The organism is Pantoea sp. Ep11b, from assembly GCF_040783975.1.
GTDB lineage: Bacteria > Pseudomonadota > Gammaproteobacteria > Enterobacterales > Enterobacteriaceae > Pantoea.
Window position 1 is genome coordinate 1,919,824 of the sequence record NZ_CP160631.1, and the last position, 22,526, is coordinate 1,942,349.

A 22,526-nucleotide genomic window follows, 5' to 3' on the forward strand; every position below is an offset into this window, starting at 1 on the left:
GCCGTGACAGGTCACGGCGTCTCGATATTAAGTCTCAATTCATGCCAGCCGCTGGTGGCCCAGCACGCTGCTTCACCCTGGCAAGGGCAGGACTGCACTGGCAGCTGCTCTTTGCACTTACTGCACTGCTGCATGCCCAGCACCTCAATCTGCTGCGCCAGCTCAGAGGCATCCTTCCGGATTAACAGCGCGATGTACTCGTTCAGCTCATACGGCTCACGACCGGGGCGGCGTGCGGCGCAGTTCTGCGCCAGCATCTCAAGTTCCTGACTATCCAGCGCCAGCTCCAGCTTTTTACCACCGGCAGCGGCCTGTCTGGCACGCTGCGCGGCTTTGCGTTCGGCGGGGGATTTAGGCATCAGCCCGCCTCCTCAATATTGCGCAGCATGGCGTATAAGTTAGCTTCTAAGCACTCATGTTCAGGCGTTGCTAATAGGCCGGTGTCAATGACTCTACGGGTTACGTCTGCCAGCTCCGTCAGGTTGATAGCTGGCGCGGGGCGTGTGAATAATGGCTCAACATCTTTCCCAGCCAATTTATAAGACGCGTAACGTTTTCCGGTTGTTCTTTCCCAGCGGTACGCCACAGGTTCCTGCTTCTCAAGCTCTGCCAGCTTCGCCTCTGCTGCTTCTGCGCGTTGCTCCAGTGCCCGAAATGCTTCGGCAATAGCTGCAGCAGACTCGTCGATTGCTTTCCGCCGAGCGGTGACATCAACGTCACGCGACCCTGGCGCACCATACTGCGGATACAGCGCTTCAACTAACTCATTCAGCTTTTCCATCACTCACCATCCTTACTGGCGCGGCGTTGCTCTCCTAACGCGTAACGGGCATCAATAGGGTCTTCACCATCTTCCGTTTCGAGATAGTCACCATTAACGCTTTGAACCATTGCCAGACAGCAGGCATTGCAGCAGCGATATGACATCAACTCACCATCGAATTTCCATTTCGCGCTGCGGTGGATTTCCCCTGGCTGTATTTCCCCATTACAAATGAAGCAGACGTATTTTTTGCGACCCAGAACTATTTCATTTGAAAGCTCGGTATCACCTTGCTCCCCGAAATCACCTAGGAAGAGATCGAAATCCAGAGCATCCTGTAGTTCGTCTTTACTCATCATCATTCGCCATCCTTAACCCATGCATTCCAGATACAGCCCGCTGGCAATCAGACGGGCGCGGCGTTTGGCTGCTTCACAGTTGCGCTTCTTTGCCTCTTCAGAGCAGTCATTCCTGTAGTTGATCACCATTGGCTTGCGTGGTGGTCGAGCAACACGGCGCGGATTTCTGACCAGGGTGTAAGTGCGGTCAATAGAGCCGCCACCCAGACAGACCTGATTCGTGCCTTCAACCTGCAGCGTTTCGCCACCTCTGCGCATAATGTGGAGAACTAAACGGTTGAACTCACTCAGGGTCATACCGAGGCGTTCTGCTAGCTCACGGCCCGTTGCCGGGCCTTTTGATAACTGCCAGGCTAACTTTTCACTGAATCCGGCATTTGCTCCGTTGCTGCGCCGGAATTGGGCGACCTTTTTCATGACACCACCTTCAGTGTTACCGTGCGGGTACGGAGCAAATCCATTTCCATCTGAGAGATGATGTTGATCGCATGAGAGATACCTAGCTGGTGGTGATTACCCAGCGTTGTTACCGCCTGTCGCGCTTCACCGAGGGCTTCACCGCGCAGTGTGCGAATCCACTGATCACAAGCTGGAGTGGCCAGCGCTGCGTTCAGGTCATCGATCAGGGTCATGTCAGCACCGGCAAGCTGGAGCGCGGTAATGGTGTCAGGCAGCACGCTATTGATGCGCAGAACTTCTGCAGCCATCAGATTGGCGCGAACGGTGGCAACGTCGAGACGCGATGATAGCTCGATAACCAACTTCGCTATGTCCATCAGAGAGGTTTCTTTGCCAATGTTCTTAGCGAACTGGTGGCCGGCAGCGACGACTTCTTTATTCGATTTGAAGTGATGCATGTCATCGCCCTCAGTGAATGGTGATGGTGCTATTAAGGCGCTCAGCTTCGTTCTGCGCCTTAATAGGATTAGTGATTACTGAACCGTCAGGCATGACCCAGCCGTTGAGGATATGGCTGTAGGGCAGGGTAATAATGCCTACGGTTATATGGTCATTTGGCTTTTCCATGAAACTCTCCACACACGATTTTTGGTTGCATGAATCCCTTGCCAGTGACGGCAATAAAAAACTTTTGGGATTCGTTTAATTTGGCTGGTGGGTCACTGCAATAACCCACAGCCCGATCACTCCACACACTTGAAAGGTTGCTGCGGTGCCGGGTGCCTCCCGGTGCTCTGGTCAGACTGACAGACACCAGAGCGGAACTCTTAGACTGTGTGCAATCTTTGTCAGTCTTCCGCGCGCGCTGGCCGCATTCACCACAACGGTGAGAGCACTGCTTAATTCCAGCTATCAGGTAAAAAGGTTCTCACGCCCGCCTGATAACTGCCCATGCTCCAGCTCTTGCAATGCTCTCACCGTTATGAAAAAAGGCGGTTATACAAACCCTCATGAGTAACCGCCAACACAGCAATTTCGCACTCTTAAAACGCTGGTCCGCGGACCACGTTTTCAACATCACACTGCACACTCACCACACCGGCATCACCACAACAGACAACATCAGCATCTGGGAAGAGCCTCAAAAAGGTAATCAGGTCCCTGACCGTTGTGTTCGACATGTTCTTGATCATTTTCATTGCCTCTCCACACACTTTTAAAAACGGCGCCTGCAAGCGCGGCTAAGTAAGCTACAATTAATCTAAGATAACTTAGATTTAAGGTCAAGAAAAAGCCTAAATAAATTTAGGCTCCAAATTTTTTATATGTTTAACGCCTCATAAGGCGACGATGTTCGACGAGAACGCCAATGATATTAAATTTTTCTTTGGCTGAACTGCGTACAGCAAAGTCTTCATTTAGAGGAACAAGCTCAAAAATTTCTTTGCCGTCTTCAGTTACACCTCTGGCTCGGTACTTTTTAAAGGTCGCTTCGTCTTCGCCATTTTTAGCCACAACATAATCGCCAGGCTGAGGGCTAAGTTCTGGATCGATAAGAATAAGGTCACCTTCAACAAAATCTGGCTCCATCGACTTGCCCTTGATTTTTAAGGCAAACGTTCCCTGTGAGAAGTTACCAGTGCTAAACACGTAATCAATATTCCCTTCTAAATTGCGCGCATCACATTCAGGGCTCCAGACTCCAGCTTGCACATAGCTTATTACCGGAACCTTCATGCTGCCGATAGGCGCAGGCGCAATGTTTGATTTATCTTCCTTACCGTACAATAAATACGTTTCGCTTACACCTAACGCAGAAGCTAACTTAGAAAGCTTCAAACCTCCGGGTGTGTTCTGATCGCGCTCCCAATAGCCTACGGTCACGTCCGAAACGCCTACTGCCTTACCGAGCTGACCCTGCGTCAGCCTTTTTTCCATGCGTAGCGCCCTAACGCGCCCCCCAAGAGAGCTCACAGTAAATCCCCTAAATGAAAAGTAACTAAGTTATCTTAGTTTTTATTGACCAAAGTTAAATTAGAAAATACTATCTAAGAATTCTTAGGGGAGGCCATTATGACTACCAGTGATTTAGAGAAGTTTTTCGGTACGCCAAACAAGGCGGCAGCCTTTTTCAATGTTTCACCAGAAGCCTTTTATCAGTGGCGAAAGCGTCCGGGCGGTTTAATTCCAAAAGGCCGTGCCGCCGAAGCTGCCTTCCGCACTAAAGGCAAGCTCAAATTCCAACCGTCCCTTTACGACAAGCCTACTTCAAACGCTTCGTAAAGATAACCACAGAAAGCAGAGGACTACCGTGGATCAAAAGCATTGGCAAGTAGAGAAACAACCGGCATGGCTGGTGGCAGCAATCAAGAAGACTATTTCAAATCTTCCGGGTGGGTATGCAGAAGCTGCTGAATGGCTGGGCGTGACTGAGGATGCACTGTTCAACCGCCTGCGTACTAATGGCGATCAGATTTTCCCAATGGGCTGGGCGATGGTCCTGCAGCAGGCAAGCGGCACCAAGTACATCGCTAACGCCGTATCCCGTCAGTCAAACAGCGTCAATGTTCCACTGGTGGACATTGAAGATGTTGATAACGCGGATATCAATCAGCGAATGATGGAGTCAGTTGAGTGGATTGGCAAGCACTCAGCCTACATTCGCAAAGCAACAGCTGATGGAGTGATTGATGCAAATGAGCGTGAGCAGATTGAAGAGAACAGCTATCAGGTTATGGCTAAATGGCAGGAGCATCTGACGCTGCTGTATCGCGTGTTTTGCCCGCCAGAAAAGGTGAACGCCGCAGGATTGCAGCCCGCGACGTTCGATGCGACTAAATCAACGTGTGTGGAGAACTAATCGCGTGATCAATTTAATCAGATTATCAGGATTACCGCAATTCCGTTGCCTTCCTTCAGCTGGTGGACGTCTCAGCAGTGAGCCGCTGCGGTATGTGCTCAATGTACCAGGCGTCAGCGAAGAAGTTAACCACAGCTCTGTTGACTGGGCTGTGGGCAATGCTAACCAGCGAATGAAGGCGACCAAATGCGAGAGCTCGACCGAATCTTCCGCGACAAGCGCGGCATCCCTGTGCGGGTCATTCGCTGGGAGCCAGAGAACGACAGGGTTATCTACCTGCATGACAACTACGAACATGGCGAGTGCTTCAGTTCTCTCGAACGGTTCAAGCAATATTTCAGAGAGTTGAGGTAAATAATGAGCGTTAAATTATCTGCATTCGTCTGGGACGGCTGCGCATCATCCGGCATGAAGATCACAATGGTAGCCATAATGGCACGCCTGGCTGACTTCTCAAGCGATGAGGGTGTTTGCTGGCCGTCAATCGCTACCATTGCCCGTCAGATTGGCGCTGGTCCGAGTACCGTTCGTACCTCGATCCGCAAGCTGGAAAGTGAAGGCTGGCTGACCAGCACGTCACGCCGCAAAGGTAACCGCAACAACTCCAACATGTATCAGTTGAACGTCAAAAAGCTCCGCGAATCGGCTGCCGCTCATCTGTCAGAATCTGAGGCATCAGAATCTGACACATCAAAATATGACGCATCAAAATCTGATGCACCGAATTTTGAGACATCAAATTTTCACCCGTCAGAATCCAGCAAAAATAACAGTTTTGACCCGCCAGAATCTGGCGACGATCCGTCAGTAAATTCAAAACATGATCCATCAGATAAAAAACCCTTTTGTCAGGTTGCGTCGCAACCAGACGATGAGTGGTCAATTATCAATCGCTCCCGTCAGGTTTTACGCCACCTGAACAAAGTTACTGGCGCTAAGCACACAGAGGCGCAGTCGTCGATGGGTCACATCAAATCCCGGCTGAAAGATGCATTTACGGTGGAAGAGCTTTGCCTGGTGGTGGATTACAAACACACCCACTGGGAAGGGACTGAGGAATACCAGTACATGCGTCCAAAAACGCTGTTCATACCTGGCAACCTCCCTGGGTATCTCCAGTCAGCAACCAAGTGGGATAAGCATGGTCGCCCGCCACGCTCTGAGTGGAATGCTCTGAAGCGCAACATGCAGCGGGATATCACTGTCATTCCACAGCCTGACAGCTCTGTGCCTCACGGCTTTCGCGGTTAACGGGAGAAAATCATGATCAACCACGAATCAAAAATTCTTGAACTGATTACCCGCAATGGCCCGCTGAAGGTGCGTGAACTTTGCAAGCTTACCGGCCTGCATGAGACCTCAGTGAAGCGCTTTATCAAACCGCTTTTCACCAGAGGGACTCTCAAGCGTGCCAGCGACTGGAGTTATTCGATCAACACCGCCCCGTTACCGGTTGAGAGCGAGAAATACACCCACCTGGCGAAACAGGCTACAGAACTGGAGAGCAAAGGGTTCTGGCTGCGTGCAGCACGGGTATGGCGTGAAGCAATGCTGGCGGCCAAGTTCGATGCATCACGCAACGAAGCCAAAGAGAACTGCGACCGCTGTGCAGCAGAGGGTTCCCTGAACTGCGGCAGCTATGGCGGGCTTGATACAGGCCGTATTGGCGAAAGCTTCCTGAGTGAGGATCGCCAATAAAGCGCACCTGAAGAGCCACTACCAACGCAATGAGATTTTCTACCAGGCCATCCGCACCGTAGCGGTGATGATCGCCGCCCTGATTATTGTCCTGACATGGGAGCTGACCAAAGCATGAGCACATTAGCGCGCATTTACGACGACAAGAAAAATAGCGATACCGACATCACCACCCGCAAAACCTACCTGCTGGGTGTTGATGAGCTGTATGTTGAAACTAATTACAACATTCGTGATATAGATCAGACCCATGTTGAGGAGTTCCGCGACGCCTTTATCGCTGGTGAGCATGTGCCTCCGTTAGCTGTAAAGGTCACGGAGAAGGGCATTAAGATCATCGACGGCCATCACCGCTATTACGGTGCGAAACTGGCACAGGAAGCAGGCTACACGCTGCGCCTTGAGTGTAAGGACTTCGTGGGTAGTGAAGCTGACAGCGTGGCGTTCATGGTCACAAGCAGCCAGGGCCGTGCTCTGTTGCCGCTGGAACGTGCAGCAGCCTATCAGCGCCTCGTTAACCAGGGCTTAGAGCCAGCCGAGATTGCCGCTAAGGTGAAACGTTCGATCACCGACGTTGAACAGCACCTGCAGCTGCTGACCGTTGGCGAACCTCTGATTGAAATGGTGAAGTCCGGTGAAGTGGCCGCAACCACAGCAGTAGCTCTGCAGCGCGAACATGGCGTTAAGGCCTCATCCGTTGCTCAGGAGCAGATGCAGAAAGCGAAAGCGGCAGGGAAGAAGAAGCTGACAAAGACCGATGCTATGCCGCAGTTCAGTGCGGCTCAGGCACGCAAGCTTGCAGAGCTGATTGCTAAACACTCTCAGACAGAACAGAGCGATGAGGGCGCCCGCATTACGCTGACGTTTGAGTCTGACCTGCAGGCGGCTGAGCTAATGGATATTATCCTGATCGCCAAAGAGCATTACGGCGTGACTCAATCAGTAAGCGAACAACCGGCCCCGGCTAAGGCAGAGAACGGTGATGACCTGCCGCTTCTAAAACACGAAATCCTTGAGCAAAGCGGAGTAGAGGCTTGGGCGTGCGTTATTGCCGCGTTCAAAATGAAAGAAGGGTACACCTACAGCGAATCAAAATACGCGCACACCTGGGCGGCAGATTCTGTTGAGAACCCTACCTGTGTGACAGTGCCAGCAGAGACGATAGCTAAAGCGGTGCGTCTCATCAAACAGCATCAGGACGATCTTGAACTGAAACTGTGGCTTTCAGAGCAGCACGATGATTCAGAGCTGGCAAGTGAGCAGTTGCAGCGCTTCTCTGCGGTGTTATCAGAAATCCGCCAGGACAGGCTATGCACGGTTCAGGAGTTTATCGCGCTGGTGGAGCAGACTAACCGAGATTGCTGGACTAACATCCGCATGCTGCGTCAGGCCATACGCGAAGTAGTCAGTCAGATGACAATTCCAGACTTGGGAGCGACAGGATGATATTGATGTTGCCGTTTCTACTTGGCTTCATGGGATACGAATAAATCCTTTAGGTAAGGTATGAAAGAAGCGCCTGAGGGCGCTTTTTCGGCAAGATTGGTATCACGCTAAAGGTCCGCTATGAGCGAGGAGCGGAAAATGCTAAAGCATTCTGTGTTAACAAACAGAGAGTTGGTCAGCTTGGTTACAGAGATGTTCCTCTCTTTAGATAGGTTTTAAAACCACAAATTAGTGACTATCTTCAAATTAGCCGCCTATTAAAATGGTGGCTTGTTATGTACTTACTGTTCAAAAAAGCAAAATTGTTGAATGTGATGGAGTGCTTAGTACAGTTTTTATTCAAATCAGAACAGGGTCCAATCCTTCATTTGTTGAGGTGCATACGAGAACTCTCAATGACAAAACAGAAATTCCAAAGACATATCATCAACGACATAAAGAGGGTTTTTTGATCTTCCAAGCCAATTGTTAATGTTGTAATGTATTGCGATAAATCCCAAAACGCTACTTTTTTATATATTTGGTGAAACTATGGAAGACATCATCCAGAAAATAATTGATTTAAAAGATAATGTTCAGAGTGGGCTAATTAAATGTGGTTTTGATATTGATAAAGAGATAGCTGAATATTCTATAAAGATGACCTTGCAAGAAACTCAAGTCATACTGAGGTCAACTTTTTTAGCATTTAATAGACGTAGTTTTGTACTTAGCTCTTTCTTTACTCCTGAAGAAATTTCTCTTATCGAATTGACTTTGAAAAATATAGAAGGCTTATATCAGCAATCCGAAAATATTTTAGCTGAAGAAGAGTATGATCCTATCTGGAAATTAGGTGAGCTGCAGACTACTTCGATACTAAGTTATCCGAATCCTACAAGTAATGTCAGGGAGAAACAAGTAAGGCCATTCGTCGATTTGCCAATTATTGATGTGCCTGATCAGTTAGATATACTCAAACCATTATTCCGGCCTTTTGCTTATAGAGGTTCAGAGGCTAGAGGGGATACATATAAAAAATTAAATGAAAATTTGTTAGTCGTCGAAAAATTACAATCGGATTTCATTAGTAACTTGGATAAATCTGAAGTTAATAAAAATCTAGTTATAGCCATGAGAGAATCTGCTGAGGATGTTCTGGGCGAAATAAATAAGCTTAAAGAGGAAGTGAAAAAAAATAAGAAGGAACTTGAGGATGAAGTAGCGGCGGTTGTTCTTGAAATTGAGAAGGTTCAGGAGAAAGCAGAAGAGTGGGAAACTCGAATTCTGGAAATGCATACCAACGAAACAAAAGTGTCAATGGCAGCGGCCAAGGCTGAAGAAGAAGCCAAAGAGGCTGAGTTGAGTAAGAAACAATTAGATAGACTGTTGAAAATAGCCGAAGAAAATAATGATGAAGCAACTAATGCTAAAGAGTTCTTGGATTCAAAATTGAGTGAGGCTGAAAAGTTAATTACTCAGGCAAAGGCTGTTTTAAATTTATCAGGTACCGTTTCTTTAGGTAAATTTTATGATGATCAATACATCGCCTCAAAGAGTTCCGTTAAAGGTTGGTTAATTTCGTGTGGTGTTCTTTTATCGGCAGCTGTTATTGTTTGCATGTGGGCTCTATTGGGTTATGGCTCAAACAGAGAAGCTCTGTACTTGATTTCGAGAGTTAGCGTTGTTCCGCTTTTATTAGGCGGTTTGTGGTTTTGTGCGACTCAATATATTAAACAGAAACATATCATTGAGGACTATGCATATAAGCGGGTTTTGGCACTTTCTATGGTCAGTTTCAGAAATGAAATAAAAGATAGTTCACCTAGCGGCGTTGATGCTTTTGTTTCTGCGGTACTTCAAGAGCTGCATAAGCCTCCATTGGATTCACTTGAACGTAAAAATCTCAATGAAGAAGTAAAACTGCTTAAAGGAGTCCAAACAGAAATGCTCAAAGAGATGCTGGATGCGATGAAATCGAATATGAAAGATAAAGTTTCAAGTGAAAATGAAAAACAATCAACTTGAATTGATAAATTGAACTATCTAAATCAGTGCAAATAGTTGCCTTTATTTACACAAGTTTTTGATATTCAGTTTTACGCGGCACAGCCAGTGCTGGAGGGGCTTCAAATTTACTGAAAAAGTGCAAAAAGGCATTTTTTTACGCGGGCGAGGCAGAGGAGCATTCGCGCTCTTTAGCGTTCAGGCATGCTGCCTAGCGTGACGGGGTGACCTGCTCACCGCAGATTAGTAAATCCCGATGTCAGCAATGTCCGCTTCTGGCACAAAGCGGACGTTAGTATGAAAAACCTCATGGCCCCCCCTCCGGCTCCTCGGCGTTGCCGAATCGTCAGCTCCACTGCGCTAACCGGCCAAGCCGAACCGCAAAAGAATGCGTTTCAGGCCTGTCGGCTGGAGTCTGATGGCAAAAGCGTTAATCAGACGGGAAATTACCGGATCAGTCAGCTCAACTGCAGCAAAGGAACCAAAAGATAAGAGAAAATTTCACATGTAGAAGATTACGGGAGAAATAACTTCGAAATTGACCATGGATGAGTTTTACTAACGATCGGTCAGCATGATTTTCTCACCAAACCGAATGGCTAGGTTGAAATAACAGACGAGCCGAATTTCCTGGCTCGTCATATTTAAAAAATCTAATTTTTACTAACAGTGGTAAGGATTTTCTCCAGCGCATCCTCAGAAAGCATCATATCCTGACGGCCCCTTTTAGTACCGGAGCGGAGTTGCTGGCCGGTTGTCATTTGGTTCATCTTACGGATCACGTGTGTTGCCGTGGCCTGGGTCACTTTCGTCGCAATTTCAAGGTCATGATCACGCAGCATTTCAGCTGTGAAACAGTAAATTTGGCCGGGGTTGTTGCTCATGTTTTCACCTATTAATTGAAATGTAATTATGGGGGATCAAATCAACTTGCACACTGAAAATGCCTGTTATAAAGCATCGTTTAGGGCAGAAGATTTAACACAATTGCATGAAATAGGGACATCTTCATGCCCCGGCGTTTTGTCAATAAATAGCATCTGACAATTACGGCAGGCGTGAATTCGTGGAAGTGACCTCAGTCCTTCAGGCAGAAGCTCCTCCAATCGGTATTCAGACCACGGGGCACCGACACGAATATCAGAATGGATGATGTTTCCCAGAGCCCATCCATAATCGCGGCTACGTAAATGCCATATAGGGGTATAAAGACTGTATTGCTGGTAGATCTCTTCATTACTTCTGGATCTTAGAGGATGTACGTTGCGAGCAAATGGTGACTGAATGATGCAGAACCCCATGCCCATTTCTGCACTCTCTCTTTTCTGAGATTTGTTATAGCTATCCAGCGATGCCATACAGGTGGCTTTGTAATCTGCAGGAGGAAAAGCCCAGAGATAACTTTCTGTCGTATTGATGCTTTCAACTAGCGGATTTTTCCCCCGAGGAATCTGGGGATTCTTCGAACGGTGTGGGTACGATGCTATCATTGAAAATCTGCCGCGCCAGGTGATGTCAGGACTCGGTATGATTTTCGAATCAATGGCCAATGTTGCAGTAACAGGGATTTGCTGAACTCCTTCTTCGTTAAGCAGGAGATTCTTGCGAAGCGCCTTGAAGGCCTCTTTCTTGGTTTTTCTAAAAAAAGGATCCAGAAACAGTTGCACCTGATTTATACCTACTCCGGCGCGTTCCATTTCAGCGATAACTTCTGAGGTGGTAACGGAAGCAAGCAAATCGCTTTGCTTTAGTATGGTTTTAACGCGTTCAATTGCATCAAGGCGATTGTATTGACGTGAGCTGAACCCTCGACCGATAGGCAGTAAAGTTTTTGAGTATATTTCGGGAGAAATAGTACCAAGCGCAGCGTGAGCTATCTGGTGGTAATCCAATGGCTTAAGGTCAAGCTGAGAATCTGACCACAAATCATGAACAACACTTTTCGGGCGGCTTTTTTTGGGCATGACTAGACTCCTGAAGAATCGATGTCATGAGCTGCGCTTGTAGGGGCCGTTAGTCGCGTAGCTTTTGATCGATTCAGAGTTAATCATTCACAGGATTGCCAGTTTAAATGCATGCACGGCCACCATGCTCAAATCTGACACTGTTATAAAATCATAGTATGATAGAAAACACAAGAAATTTTCATCGCGGATGTTCACGTGCGCTAGGTTTGAGTAAGCACACTTAGATGTTGCTCGAAAAGATAGGATTTGAACAAGTTATGTCTGCGCTCTCTGAGCTCGAATCTGTACTTAAAGAGGTTTTAAAATGACAGCAATAGCCTGCTGGTTAAACAGGGAAGAAGGGGAAGGTATCTGGGCAGTAAGCGACTCAAGGATTACCCAGCATGAAAGTGTAATGACAAATCACTGTCCTAAACTGTTCTCGATTCCAGTATCAGCTTTCCGGTCTAACGACACTTACCGATTATTCCCGGAAGGAATCATGGAATTTGGTTTCGGCTTTGCCGGAGGTACAATGATTGGTATAAATGTCAAGGAGTTGCTTGCCGTATCATTATCTCAATTGCATGAAATTAATTTTTGCGATGTTCAACAGCAGCAACGCCTACCTTATAGCAGTTACCCGAGCCTTTATGAGATTGCAATTTTAACAAAGGAAATCGCGGAAAAATTAATAATGGATGTTGGTCAATCTTTTCCTGGTTCGGTAGGCACGGAAATGATTATCTATGGGTTTTGCACCAGAAATCAGGTACATAAGATTATTAAGATTTACAATACTCCCTCAAACCCCATTAATCTTGTTATCGAAGATTGTATTAACCTGACATCAGGCACCCCGGTAGTTTTGGGTGACAGAAAACAGCAGTTTCAGGACTATATCGAGATGACAAGGCGGCATTTTGATACTGGCACACTAAACTGGTGGCGGGCTCCCTTTATTGCATTGAACAACTGGATACGTCAGGACACCGTAAATACGATTGGTGGGCATATACAGTTCGCGATGGCAAACAGGTTTGGAACAAAGAATCTTTTTATGTCTCATGTAGATGCTAACACCGTCGACATGACCTATGCCGGAATTAATACAACAAGCGATCAGAGATTTACCATTGGGAAACTTATCATCATGCCAACGATAGGAATGACTCTTCCAGAAGAGAATGGCTGGCCTAATGGAAATCAAATACTGTCTAATTGACCTGCTCCCCATAAACCAATACAAACTGTTGTCAGCAACGTCTGAGTTTGGCACAAAGAAGACATTATTTAAGCAGAAAATAATGAATAAACTTAAGTTATGAAATTTTTTTCTTGAGTCGTTATTATGGTTTTTAAGGTCAGCGTATGCAGACGCTGTCCGCAAAGGTTGGTCCCGTTCATTTGCAGATGATGGGGCGGGCCGGTTAAAGAGAGTGTGTGGAGAAGATAGAATGCTAAATCAATCAGCGGGCGTCGTTACGTCTGCCGCCAGTGCCATTCATGCCCCAATCATGACCAGCCGTGAGATTGCCGAACTGACCGGCAAAGAACATAAAAATGTCACTGTAGATATTCGCCGTATGCTAGATGACTTGGGAGAAGATGCGCTGAAATTCCAGCGTATCTATCTCGACACCATGAATCGGCAGCGAACTGAGTATCACCTCGATCGTGAACACACCGAATGCCTCATTACTGGTTACAGTGCCATTCTCCGAATGAAAGTGATTAAGCGGCTGCATGAGTTAGAAGAAAGCCAGCCAGCAAAAATCCCGCAGACGTTTGCTGAGGCACTCCGCCTGGCCGCCGAAATGGAAGAGGAGAAGGAGCGCCTGCAGCTGCAGCTTATTGAAGCTGCGCCAAAGGTTGCGTTCGTGGATCGCTACGTCACGGCCACCAGTTCAATGACATTCCGCCAGGTAGCAAAACTTCTTGTAGCTAAAGAGCCAGAGCTTCGCCTGTTCCTGATTGAAAGCCGGGTTATGTACCGCCTCAATGGCATCCTGGCTCCTTACAGCCAGCACATCGAAGCCGGTCGGTTTGAGGTCAGAACCGGAACCACTACCGAATCTAATTACATGTTAAGTCAGTCCCGCTTTACCGCAGAGGGCGTTCAGTGGATTGGCGGGCTATGGACGGCGCATAAGGCTGCAGGAGGTGCTGAGTGAGGGCATTGCTTACACCTGAAATAGCGCCACGCACAGGGATTGTTCTGTTCAGGCCGGGGCCAGAGCTGCTGAAGCTGTTTAAAACCCGCGTTGTGATCAGCACACCGACAATGGACATGGCAGACCTGCCATCAGGGCGACTGAATGACGGCACACAGCCGCTGCTTGATGAACCCTCACTGATTCCCTTCTTCAGCCACGAACGTGTTATAGAGGCTGCTGGTGGCCCGAGTGCGCTGGGATCGTTCGTTCAGTCATTCAATTGCTGTCAGTGGGAGCAGTCAGGTGTGTGGCACCACCACGATTTCACAGTGTCAGAAATCGAAAGCGGCCTGGTATCTCTCTGCTACAGCCATGATAATGAGTTCAGGGAAAACGGCGTGCCCGGCAGCCTGGAGAATGTCGCTAAAGGCAATACCGCTCTCTGGATCATCAGGGCTGCATGCAGCCAGATGGCATTACCACTTGACCACCATCTGACTATGCCGGAATTGTGCTGGTGGGCCTCACTGAATGACCTGATTGATTTAATACCGGAGGCATCGGCCCGGCGCGTTCTGCGCATGCCGAAAGAGCCAGTCCAGTCAGGTGAAATCAAAGAGGCCAGAATCATTCCGACACGTCCGGCCCGTGAAGTTATTCAGGCCGCTGCTCAGATCGTCAAAAAGATAATCAGCCTTCAGGCCGATCCGGAGTCGCCGGAGTCATTCATGAAGCGCCCGAAGCGTAAGCGCTGGGAGAATGAGAAATACACACGATGGGTTAAGTCACAGAGCTGCGCATGCTGTGGCAGCCAGGCGGACGATCCTCATCACATCATCGGACACGGTCAGGGGAGAATGGGTACAAAGGCGCATGATTTATTCGTGATACCGCTATGCAGAGCGCATCACGATGAACTGCACCGGGATATGAAATCGTTTGAAGCGAAGTACGGCAGTCAGATTGAGCTGCTGTTCAGGTTCCTCGATCACGCGATTGCAGTCGGAGTGATTGGGACAGACAAAAAATAAAGTGTGTGGAGAGGAATAACTATGCGTGACATGTCACAGGTATTAGAGCGCTGGGCGGGATGGGCTAAATCAGACAGCAGCGGTGTCGATTACTCTGCAATCGCAGCTGGATTTAAAGGGCTGCTTCCGCAGGAATCAAAATTGACACTTACATGTAGTGATGGGGACGGGCTGATTATTGAAGGTTGCCTGTCACGGCTCAAAGCTAAGCGCCCGGATGAGCATGCGATCATTGTGCTTCATTACTTTTTCAATATCTCAAAGCGCACCCTAGCTAAGCAGGCAAAGCGTGATGAAAAGATAGTCAGAATTGAAATTCAAATGGCCGAAGGCTTTATTGAGGGATGCCTGTCAATGCTCGATGTGCGGCTTGATATGGACGACGAACTGACGCCGAAAAAAAATATTAAAAAACCTCTAACGCGGTCCGCATTTTCCTTAGTAATCTGATAAGGTCGATTACCAAGCAGTGCAGCTTATCTGCTAAAAGTCAGTTCCAAATGTGGATGTCAAAGCGCCTCGGGCCTCACCAGCCTGGAGGCGTTTTTTATTTAAAATATCCTCTGCAAGGGATAGACATATTTTTATCCCCTATAGGGTATAGGCAGATTAACCCTGTTGCCGACGGGCAAGGCAGTTACCGCTGTAGCGTCAGGGTCCTATTCTAAAAGAAAAAGCATATCGCTGTAGAATGCATTTCATCGTGTGTGTTATGAAGCTTAAATCTTATGCAATTAGCTAAGGCGTGTTAAGCAAAGCTCGTGTATCTCTGCGCTTCTGAATTTGAGACCATCAGGGCTCTCTCATAGAGAGCCCTTAAGAAATGCAGAGTTTATGGAGTTTTAAGCCGTTATAAAAGCAAATGAGATGATAAATGAAACCAATGCTACTGCAAGCAGCAGGCACTTGCTTGGGGTAATTAGTTTCTTGTTGGCGTTCTTTCGATGGATGGTGGTTAGAAACCAAAGCATTATCACACCAATGATAAAGAAGACTGAAAATCCCACCATTCCTGAATGTAAATACATAAGTTATCTCTCAATGGATTTAGAGCCTGAAGTATATACCGTATAAATAAATTATCCTAAAGCTGCTAATTTGGCGGTTTTATCCGTTATCGTTCCTATCAATCACCACCGGCTCTCCCCTCCTTCCTGAGTGATAGCGGGCGTACTTCTCTTCAAACAATAAGCCGCCAACATCCCGGTGGCGGGAATAGAGCATGCCTCCAGAAAAAGACCCGGGCTTTTGGGCCACAGTGCTGCTGTGGCTGTATGCCCATAAAACAGAATGGGGATATGCCGGGGTAGCAGGCATGTTTTCACTATTACGTAGTGCCTATGCAAAAAGCTCCTGGAGTAAGCGGGTCTTGGACGCAGTTTCATGCAGCGCCCTGGCGTTCTTCGCCGCGCCCACACTTCAGGTATTCGGTGCTCTATTCAACTGGAACATTCCTGACGCAGCCGCACAGGTTTTCGCGGTCTATATCGGGTATGTCGGCAATGACTACATCAGCGCCAGACTGCGCGGGTGGATAGACAGAAAAGCAGGGGATATGAATGAAGGTCAGCAATAACGGCATCAACCTCATCAAGCGCTTCGAAGGTCTGGAGCTTAAGGCTTACAGAGACAGCGTTGGCATTCTAACTATCGGCTACGGACATACCCATGCAGTTAAAGCAGGTGACGTGATCACTGGCGAACAGGCCGATGCTTTTCTTCGTGAAGATTTACAGGTTGCAGAGCTGACCATAAATTCCAGCGTGAAGGTAAAGCTCACTCAGGGGCAATTCGATGCGCTAGCGTCATTCGTGTTTAACCTCGGGTCGGGCAACTTCGTTAAATCGACTCTTATCAGAAAACTTAATGCAGGCGACTACGCTAGCGCAGCTGATGAGTTCGGCAAGTGGGTTAACGCCGGTGGCAAGAAGCTGCCCGGACTCGTTAAGCGTCGTGCCGCTGAAAGAGGGGTATTTCTGACATGAACCCATTAAATCTCATCAAAACTTTTTCACCCGTTATCGTCATCGGCCTTATCTGTCTGGCACTCTGGATGCTGAATGCCAGAAGCTCACAGCTTGAGGCGACCAACCAGCGCCTTGAGAAGCTGGCAAACAGCAAAGATGATCAGATTAACGACCTGCGGTCAAAAAACGATGGCCTGGCATCGAGCGTCACTGAGCTGGTAACAGCCGTTAAGCAGCAAAACGAAGTGATGAGTCAGGTTACAGAGCAGCGCGCCGTAACGGCCCAGCAGAACCGGAAACTACAGAATGAAATTAAGCGTTACCTTGCGGCGGACAAATGTGCTGTTGCTCCTGTTCCCCCTGATGCTGCTGACAGGCTGCGCGATGCAGCAAAAGCCGCTGGTGGAGTACCGGACAGTAAAGCAGCCACAACTAAGCCTTCCGGCTGAGCTTACCAGCCAGATTGACGTTCCAGCGCCATCACAGGATATGACGTTCGGCAATAGTGTTGCGCTTAACGCAGAGTTATATGGTTTGCTGGGGCAATGCAACATCGACAGGGCTGGCATCCGGAAAATTGAGCAGAACAGAAAAGGTAGTGACTGAAATGTATGACATCACCGGAGCAGTAATTGTTTTGTGCATTTTAGCGCCGATGTAGGCTGTGGAGCTATTAAGTCCGTAATTTGGCCTTTCGGTCACATCACTCTCAGTTGAAATTAATGACCATCATAAGGCACAGTCGCGAGAGCGCCTGATGAGCATACGTTGAGAGAGCAGTTAGCTGCAGACAGACTGAGCCTGCAGCGAGTTTAGCTTAGTCGTGAGAAACGCAAATGAACTCTGGATCGTACTCAACGATAATTGCTTCCGATATACCTGTAACGCCATTGCAGCTCACATCATGCTCAATGGTAAAGCCGACCTCCACGTAAACTTCCCACTTAGCAATACTGCCGTCTGCAAGTTCAGCTTCAAATTCAAAGATCATTGTTTGAGTATCTTCTTTGAAGCTAGGCGAACCGACTTTGTAAGACTTAACAAAGCATGGTTCTGCTGTGTACGAATCTTCTTCGAAAAGATATTCAAAATCACCACGTGGTTCGATTGTAAATGCCACACTTAACTCCTTAAGGTGAGTAAGCATACAAATTTATGCTCAACTTCGATATTATTCAGATTGGCTTGATTTTCAATCAGTCGGGGTAAAAATTATTACCGATCCCTTTAACATGCTATTGGTACTTGAATTAATCCAATCCCTCAAAATACGTCAAAATGCTGAGGCGCATATGGATGGTTGCGCTAAGCACATAAGGTTGTGCAACGCGCCTGTATGGTGGCTTATCATACTGTAGCCCGTCCATACTTATACTGTTGAATTCATCACTAAGAGTTCCCACATATGCCCTTGTGATGCTTCAGCTTACTTCTAAGGCTCTGGGAAAAATACAGTGAAAGAATAAGAAGGTTTAGAGCTACTAATCGTTAGCGTCTTATTTACATCATCCCATTCCATGGCTTGCCAGTCGGTATTGTAAGCTTGATAATTTCCAACCTTAACATCGAAGTAAAACTCAATTTTGTTACTATCAATCGAGATGGAAACAGTGTGTTTCTTGCCTTCTATGTAACCTTCAACGGTTTTGTAAAGGTCAGAAGATATGCCTAAGTGCTCACGGCAAGCTTGAGCTGCCTCTACTGAATCAATACTCATAAAATCTCCTATAAATAATTCGATTTATATATCGGCAACGATACGAGTAAACTTTAGTATCTCTGATATTAAATTGTTACATGACGAAAAATGCAATCTCTGAGTTAAATTTTAACCCAAAAAATTAAGTTATCGGCTGGTGGTTTCACCACTGCTGAGGGTTAACTACATTCAGCCAGCAGGAAATTCTGATGTCAGAGCCACTCATCTATAACAGCCGCTGGGATAAAGCCAGGCTCTCATTCCTCAAATCGCACCCTCTCTGCGTCATGTGCCATCGGCAGGGCAGAGCAGTGGCCGCTGCTGTCGTTGACCACATCAAGCCACACAGGCTGAAAGAGGCCATCAACGGCGGAAAACAGGACGAGATAGCAAAGGCTCAGAAGCTATTCTGGGACAAGACCAACTGGCAGCCTCTCTGTAAGCAGCATCACGACTCGACAAAGCAACGTGAAGAGAAGCGCGGACACGTCATAGGATGCGATGAGAACGGCATGCCACTCGATCCGTCATCACATTGGCGTAAATGATAATGAATATCATTTATTATTGAGGGTGATAGGGGTAACGGACAGATGAGAACTATTATCATCACCATCGGGGAGGGTGGGTGCAGAGTTCAGGGGCTAACGACCTCCTGACCGCCCGCCCCCCTTTTTATGCACAACCGCGAAATGAAAAGTTTTTTTCTGGGAGGTTTTTATGGCCGGAAGACGACCAAAACCGACCCACCTTAAGGTCGTTACCGGTAATCCGGGCAAGCGAAAACTCAACGACAAAGAGCCTGCGCCCGCGAGAGAAATCCCCAGCCCGCCGTCACACCTCACCGATTGGGGAAAGGTTGCGTGGGGAAAGCTGACCGTTCTGCTTGATGGAATGGGAGTGCTGACCGTAGCCGATGTTCTTGCGCTGGAAAGGCTCTGTGATATTTACGCCGATATTCTTCAGCTGAGGATCACGATTGCTGAAGAGGGCAGAACCTATACGGTTCAGACCGAAGGCGGATTTCTGATTAAAGCCAACCCGGCTGTTTCAATGCTGGCTGATGCAGACCGGCGATTTAAAAGCTACCTGGTAGAGTTCGGCCTGACACCGGCTGCCCGGTCAAAGGTGAACGTGAATGGTGGAGAAAAAGAAGAAGACCCGCTCAACCAGTTCTTCGGTTGATCCGGCGACACAGTATGCAATGGATGTTACCAGCGGCACGGTTATTGCCGGGCCAGACATCCGCGCGGCATGCGACCGCCATCTGCGGGATTTAAAAGAGGGGCCGAAACGCGGCCTGTTCTGGGATGTTGAAGCCGTCACACGCGTTGTTAACTTTTTTGCTCAGGTTCTGAAGCTGAACGGCGGGGAGCATGAGGGGAAGCCTTTCATCCTGCTGCCGTGGCAGTGTTTCATCGTTGGTTCCCTGTTCGGCTGGAAGGCGGAGGACGGCACACGTCGCTTTCGCATGAGTTACATTGAGTCCGGTAAGGGGTCGGGTAAATCGCCACTGGCGGGCGGTGTTGGTCTTTACCTGCTGATGGCGGATAAAGAGCCACGCGCTGAAGTGTACGCTGCGGCCACGAAAAAAGACCAGGCGATGATCCTGTTCCGCGATGCGGTAACGATGGTCGATCAGTCGCCCGCGCTTGCGCAGCGCATCACCAAATCCGGCACAGGGCTGAACGTATGGAACCTCGCGTTCCTCCAGACGGGCTCTTTCTTTAAGCCGATCAGCTCCGATGACGGTCAGTCAGGCCCGCGCCCGCATGGCGCACTGATTGACGAAGTGCATGAGCACAAAACGAATGCCGTTGTTGAGATGATGCGTGCCGGTACTAAAGGGCGCCGTCAGGCGCTGATGTTCCTCATCACCAACAGCGGCCATGATAAAACCAGCGTCTGTTATGAGTACCATGAGTACGGGCGCAAGGTTGCTGCCGGTGATCTGGAGGATGACAGCTTTTTCAGCTTCATCTGTTCACTGGATGAGGGCGATGACCCATTTAAGGACGAATCCTGCTGGGGTAAGGCTAATCCGTCACTGGGTCAGACCTTCACGGATAAATATCTGCGGGAGCAGGTGACGCAGGCGCGCGGCATGCCGTCGAAAGAAAGCATCGTCCGCCGCCTGAACTTCTGCCAGTGGGTGGAGGCGTCCGATCCGTGGATTGATAGCGACACCTGGATGAACTGCGAACAGGACTTCGATCCCGAGGATTTGGCGGGTGAAGAGTGCTATGGCGGTCTGGACCTGTCCGGCTCACGCGACCTTACGGCGCTGGCACTTTACTTCCCGAAATCCAAAAAGCTTCTGGTTGAGTTCTGGACGCCGAAAGATTCCCTGCTGGAGAGAGCCAAAACTGACCATGTTCCCTATGACGCCTGGCTGCGTAATGGCTTTATTCACGCGCCGCCGGGCAAGGCGGTCAACTATGGTTTCGTGGCATTGCGCATCGGTGAGCTGGCGGCCAGATACGATATTAAGTGCATCGCGTTTGATCAGTACCGCATTAAGTACCTGGAGCCAGAGCTGGAAAGCGAGTCTGTAAGCGTTGACCTCGTTCCGCACGGTCAGGGCTTTTACAAGGCGCAGGAGTCCGGGCTTTGGATGCCGCGCTCTATCGAGCTGTTTGAAGAGCACTTGAATAACCGAGTGCTCGCTATCCGACCCAATCCCTGCCTGCGCTGGAATGCCGCCTGTGCGGTGCTCGAAGCTGACCAGAAGGACAACCGCATATTTGCCAAAAAGAAAAGTACCGGCCGTATCGATGGCGTGGTGGCTTCGGCTATGGCAATCGGCGCGGCAGAGGATGCGGTGCTGGTGGACAGCGGTAATCCTGATGACTTTTTTGATGACCCGATCATGGTAGGTATCTGATGAAGGAAAATAAGCAGCCTGGCCGGGTGAAAAGCGCATTACTCAACTGGCTGGGCGTACCGATAAGCCTCACAACCGGAGAGTTTTTCGCTGACTGGCTTGGTAAAAGTAGCAGCGGGCAGACTGTGTCTGCTGAGAAAGCAATTGGCCTGTCTGCAGCATGGGCGTGTGTTCGCCTGCTAAGTGAATCAGTTTCAACGTTGCCGATGAAGGTTTATCTGCGTCAGGCAGATGGATCACGAAAGCTGGCTAAGGATCACCCCGCCTATCAGGTTTTATGCCGCCGACCGAACAGTGAAATGACGCCTTCGCGCTTCATGCTGATGGTGGTTGCCAGTATCTGCCTTCGCGGCAATGCGTTCGTCGAAAAGAAATTGATAGGGAATAAGCTGGTTTCCCTCATCCCACTTCTGCCTCAGTGCATGGTGGTTAAGCGTCTGGACAGTGGTGAACTTCAGTACACCTACACCGAGAATGGCGTTAAACGCATCATCCCGGTCAAAAGCATGATGCACATACGTGGCTTCGGGCTTGATGGTGTCTGTGGTCTGATGCCAGTCATGACCGGTCGTGAGGTTTTCGGTTCGGCGATGGCGGTAGAGCAGGCAGCCGGGAAAATTTTTGACAACGGCATTCAGTCCGCTGGCTTCTTTTCAACTGACAAAACACTTACGCCTGAGCAGCGTAAACGCCTGCGCGATAATCTGACGATGTTTCAGGGCTCAAAAAACGCCGGAAAGATGATGATCCTTGAAAACGATCTGAAGTTTAACGGCATCACCATGGACCCTGAAGCGGCTCAGATGCTTGAGTCACGCTCGTTTAGTATTGAAGAAATCTGTCGCTGGTTTCGCGTGCCGCCTTTCATGGTCGGACATACGACAAAGCAGAGCAGCTGGTCGTCAAGCGTTGAGGGGATGAATATGCAGTTCCTCACCAACACCCTGCGTCCTCAGCTGATAAATATCGAGCAGGAAATCTCACGCTGTCTTCTTAATGGCGATGAGGATTACTTTGCTGAATTTGCTGTTGAAGGCCTGCTACGTGCTGACAGTGCCGGGCGCTCAGCTTATTACACCACCGCGCTGCAGAACGGCTGGATGTCGCGCAATGACGTGCGCCGCTTGGAGAATCTTCCTCCTATTGATGGCGGTGATATCTATACCGTTCAGCTTAACCTTACGCCGCTTGAAATGTTGGGTAAAGATGGCGATGCAGGCGGAGAGAAGGCGAGGGCAGCGCTTGAAAGCTGGCTTTTCCCTGATCGATCAGTGACGCCGCAAAACACTTCCGGCACTCAGGTGCCATCACCCTCCGACACACAGGATTAAT

31 protein-coding genes are annotated in these 22,526 nt (G+C 48.6%); 19 read left to right on the forward strand and 12 right to left on the reverse strand.

The annotated features are described in order from the left end of the window. Positions 1-11: 11 nt before the first annotated feature. The 8 genes from AB1748_RS09030 to AB1748_RS09065 form a co-directional block, all read right to left on the reverse strand. The gene (locus tag AB1748_RS09030; protein WP_367396270.1) at positions 12-359 is read right to left on the reverse strand and encodes a hypothetical protein; all 348 of its coding nucleotides are present in this window, start codon (positions 357-359) and stop codon (positions 12-14) included. Further along, complete coding sequence (locus AB1748_RS09035; protein WP_367396271.1) at positions 359-781, reverse strand: hypothetical protein; 423 nt, start codon at positions 779-781, stop codon at positions 359-361. The genes AB1748_RS09030 and AB1748_RS09035 overlap by 1 nt, the downstream gene beginning before the upstream one ends. After that, entirely contained in the window at positions 781-1,125 is a 345-nt protein-coding gene (locus AB1748_RS09040) for a hypothetical protein (protein WP_367396272.1), read from the reverse strand. Before AB1748_RS09040 ends, AB1748_RS09035 begins: the two co-directional genes overlap by 1 nt. Positions 1,126-1,134: 9 nt before the next feature. Further along, entirely contained in the window at positions 1,135-1,539 is a 405-nt protein-coding gene (locus AB1748_RS09045; RefSeq protein WP_367396273.1) for a hypothetical protein, read from the reverse strand. After that, positions 1,536-1,979, reverse strand: coding sequence for a hypothetical protein (locus AB1748_RS09050; RefSeq protein WP_367396274.1), 444 nt, complete (start codon positions 1,977-1,979; stop codon positions 1,536-1,538). The genes AB1748_RS09045 and AB1748_RS09050 overlap by 4 nt, the downstream gene beginning before the upstream one ends. A 10-nt stretch (positions 1,980-1,989) precedes the next feature. Continuing rightward, complete coding sequence (locus AB1748_RS09055) at positions 1,990-2,148, reverse strand: DUF1317 family protein (protein ID WP_008925097.1); 159 nt, start codon at positions 2,146-2,148, stop codon at positions 1,990-1,992. Between the two features lie 416 nt (positions 2,149-2,564). Next, a complete protein-coding gene (locus tag AB1748_RS09060; protein WP_176442671.1) occupies positions 2,565-2,720 on the reverse strand; it encodes a hypothetical protein in 156 nt (51 codons plus the stop codon). A 130-nt stretch (positions 2,721-2,850) separates the two neighbouring features. Continuing rightward, entirely contained in the window at positions 2,851-3,495 is a 645-nt protein-coding gene (locus tag AB1748_RS09065; RefSeq protein ID WP_367396275.1) for a LexA family protein, read from the reverse strand. Positions 3,496-3,594: 99 nt separating this feature from the next. On the opposite strand from AB1748_RS09065, the gene AB1748_RS09070 reads away from it, so the two are divergent. The 8 genes from AB1748_RS09070 (at position 3,595) to AB1748_RS09105 (ending at position 9,532) form a co-directional block, all read left to right on the forward strand. Then, a complete protein-coding gene (locus tag AB1748_RS09070; RefSeq protein WP_089414382.1) occupies positions 3,595-3,804 on the forward strand; it encodes a Cro/CI family transcriptional regulator in 210 nt (69 codons plus the stop codon). Positions 3,805-3,832: 28 nt separating this feature from the next. Next, positions 3,833-4,381, forward strand: a complete 549-nt coding sequence (locus AB1748_RS09075) for a YmfL family putative regulatory protein (protein WP_367396276.1) — start codon at positions 3,833-3,835, stop codon at positions 4,379-4,381. A gap of 186 nt (positions 4,382-4,567) precedes the next feature. Further along, complete coding sequence (locus AB1748_RS09080; RefSeq protein ID WP_367396277.1) at positions 4,568-4,735, forward strand: DUF4222 domain-containing protein; 168 nt, start codon at positions 4,568-4,570, stop codon at positions 4,733-4,735. 3 nt (positions 4,736-4,738) lie between these two features. After that, a complete protein-coding gene (locus tag AB1748_RS09085; RefSeq protein WP_367396278.1) occupies positions 4,739-5,632 on the forward strand; it encodes a conserved phage C-terminal domain-containing protein in 894 nt (297 codons plus the stop codon). A gap of 12 nt (positions 5,633-5,644) precedes the next feature. Further along, positions 5,645-6,079 (forward strand): PerC family transcriptional regulator, encoded by a 435-nt coding sequence (locus tag AB1748_RS09090; RefSeq protein WP_367396279.1) that lies wholly within the window; start codon positions 5,645-5,647, stop codon positions 6,077-6,079. Further along, the gene (locus tag AB1748_RS09095) at positions 6,063-6,197 is read left to right on the forward strand and encodes a hypothetical protein (protein WP_367396280.1); all 135 of its coding nucleotides are present in this window, start codon (positions 6,063-6,065) and stop codon (positions 6,195-6,197) included. Before AB1748_RS09090 ends, AB1748_RS09095 begins: the two co-directional genes overlap by 17 nt. Next, positions 6,194-7,525, forward strand: coding sequence for a ParB/RepB/Spo0J family partition protein (locus AB1748_RS09100; RefSeq protein ID WP_367396281.1), 1,332 nt, complete (start codon positions 6,194-6,196; stop codon positions 7,523-7,525). The genes AB1748_RS09095 and AB1748_RS09100 overlap by 4 nt, the downstream gene beginning before the upstream one ends. Positions 7,526-8,056: 531 nt before the next feature. Continuing rightward, complete coding sequence (locus AB1748_RS09105; protein WP_367396282.1) at positions 8,057-9,532, forward strand: hypothetical protein; 1,476 nt, start codon at positions 8,057-8,059, stop codon at positions 9,530-9,532. Between the two features lie 632 nt (positions 9,533-10,164). On the opposite strand, the gene AB1748_RS09110 is transcribed toward AB1748_RS09105, so the two are convergent. Both AB1748_RS09110 and AB1748_RS09115 read right to left on the reverse strand, forming a co-directional pair. Beyond that, positions 10,165-10,395: a hypothetical protein gene (locus AB1748_RS09110; protein WP_367396283.1), complete on the reverse strand. Its 231-nt coding sequence runs from the start codon at positions 10,393-10,395 to the stop codon at positions 10,165-10,167. A 66-nt stretch (positions 10,396-10,461) separates the two neighbouring features. Beyond that, positions 10,462-11,475 carry a hypothetical protein gene (locus AB1748_RS09115; protein ID WP_367396284.1) on the reverse strand — a complete coding sequence of 338 codons (1,014 nt, stop codon included), beginning with the start codon at positions 11,473-11,475 and terminating at the stop codon, positions 10,462-10,464. Between the two features lie 307 nt (positions 11,476-11,782). On the opposite strand from AB1748_RS09115, the gene AB1748_RS09120 reads away from it, so the two are divergent. The 7 genes from AB1748_RS09120 to AB1748_RS09150 all read left to right on the forward strand — a co-directional run bounded on the left by AB1748_RS09120 (position 11,783) and on the right by AB1748_RS09150 (position 17,060). Then, complete coding sequence (locus AB1748_RS09120; RefSeq protein ID WP_367396285.1) at positions 11,783-12,682, forward strand: hypothetical protein; 900 nt, start codon at positions 11,783-11,785, stop codon at positions 12,680-12,682. 232 nt (positions 12,683-12,914) lie between these two features. Then, positions 12,915-13,631 (forward strand): phage antirepressor KilAC domain-containing protein, encoded by a 717-nt coding sequence (locus AB1748_RS09125; protein WP_367396286.1) that lies wholly within the window; start codon positions 12,915-12,917, stop codon positions 13,629-13,631. Beyond that, positions 13,628-14,644: a DUF968 domain-containing protein gene (locus AB1748_RS09130; RefSeq protein WP_367396287.1), complete on the forward strand. Its 1,017-nt coding sequence runs from the start codon at positions 13,628-13,630 to the stop codon at positions 14,642-14,644. The genes AB1748_RS09125 and AB1748_RS09130 overlap by 4 nt, the downstream gene beginning before the upstream one ends. A 21-nt stretch (positions 14,645-14,665) precedes the next feature. Continuing rightward, positions 14,666-15,094: an antiterminator Q family protein gene (locus AB1748_RS09135; RefSeq protein ID WP_367396288.1), complete on the forward strand. Its 429-nt coding sequence runs from the start codon at positions 14,666-14,668 to the stop codon at positions 15,092-15,094. Between the two features lie 772 nt (positions 15,095-15,866). Next, positions 15,867-16,220 carry a phage holin, lambda family gene (locus AB1748_RS09140; RefSeq protein ID WP_367396289.1) on the forward strand — a complete coding sequence of 118 codons (354 nt, stop codon included), beginning with the start codon at positions 15,867-15,869 and terminating at the stop codon, positions 16,218-16,220. Next, positions 16,204-16,629, forward strand: a complete 426-nt coding sequence (locus AB1748_RS09145; RefSeq protein WP_367396290.1) for a lysozyme — start codon at positions 16,204-16,206, stop codon at positions 16,627-16,629. The genes AB1748_RS09140 and AB1748_RS09145 overlap by 17 nt, the downstream gene beginning before the upstream one ends. Then, on the forward strand, positions 16,626-17,060 hold the full coding sequence (locus AB1748_RS09150; protein WP_367396291.1) for an Rz lytic protein: 435 nt from the start codon (positions 16,626-16,628) through the stop codon (positions 17,058-17,060). Before AB1748_RS09145 ends, AB1748_RS09150 begins: the two co-directional genes overlap by 4 nt. A 368-nt stretch (positions 17,061-17,428) precedes the next feature. On the opposite strand, the gene AB1748_RS09155 is transcribed toward AB1748_RS09150, so the two are convergent. Together AB1748_RS09155 and AB1748_RS09160 are read right to left on the reverse strand one after the other, a co-directional pair. Further along, positions 17,429-17,731 (reverse strand): hypothetical protein, encoded by a 303-nt coding sequence (locus AB1748_RS09155; protein WP_367396292.1) that lies wholly within the window; start codon positions 17,729-17,731, stop codon positions 17,429-17,431. A 312-nt stretch (positions 17,732-18,043) separates the two neighbouring features. Beyond that, the gene (locus AB1748_RS09160) at positions 18,044-18,328 is read right to left on the reverse strand and encodes a hypothetical protein (protein WP_367396293.1); all 285 of its coding nucleotides are present in this window, start codon (positions 18,326-18,328) and stop codon (positions 18,044-18,046) included. A gap of 191 nt (positions 18,329-18,519) precedes the next feature. On the opposite strand from AB1748_RS09160, the gene AB1748_RS09165 reads away from it, so the two are divergent. The 4 genes from AB1748_RS09165 to AB1748_RS09180 all read left to right on the forward strand — a co-directional run bounded on the left by AB1748_RS09165 (position 18,520) and on the right by AB1748_RS09180 (position 22,525). Continuing rightward, entirely contained in the window at positions 18,520-18,858 is a 339-nt protein-coding gene (locus AB1748_RS09165) for an HNH endonuclease (protein WP_367396294.1), read from the forward strand. 172 nt (positions 18,859-19,030) lie between these two features. Beyond that, complete coding sequence (locus AB1748_RS09170) at positions 19,031-19,495, forward strand: phage terminase small subunit P27 family (RefSeq protein WP_029519569.1); 465 nt, start codon at positions 19,031-19,033, stop codon at positions 19,493-19,495. Continuing rightward, on the forward strand, positions 19,449-21,194 hold the full coding sequence (locus AB1748_RS09175) for a terminase large subunit (protein WP_367396295.1): 1,746 nt from the start codon (positions 19,449-19,451) through the stop codon (positions 21,192-21,194). Before AB1748_RS09170 ends, AB1748_RS09175 begins: the two co-directional genes overlap by 47 nt. Further along, a complete protein-coding gene (locus tag AB1748_RS09180) occupies positions 21,194-22,525 on the forward strand; it encodes a phage portal protein (protein WP_367396296.1) in 1,332 nt (443 codons plus the stop codon). Before AB1748_RS09175 ends, AB1748_RS09180 begins: the two co-directional genes overlap by 1 nt. Position 22,526 lies beyond the last annotated feature (1 nt).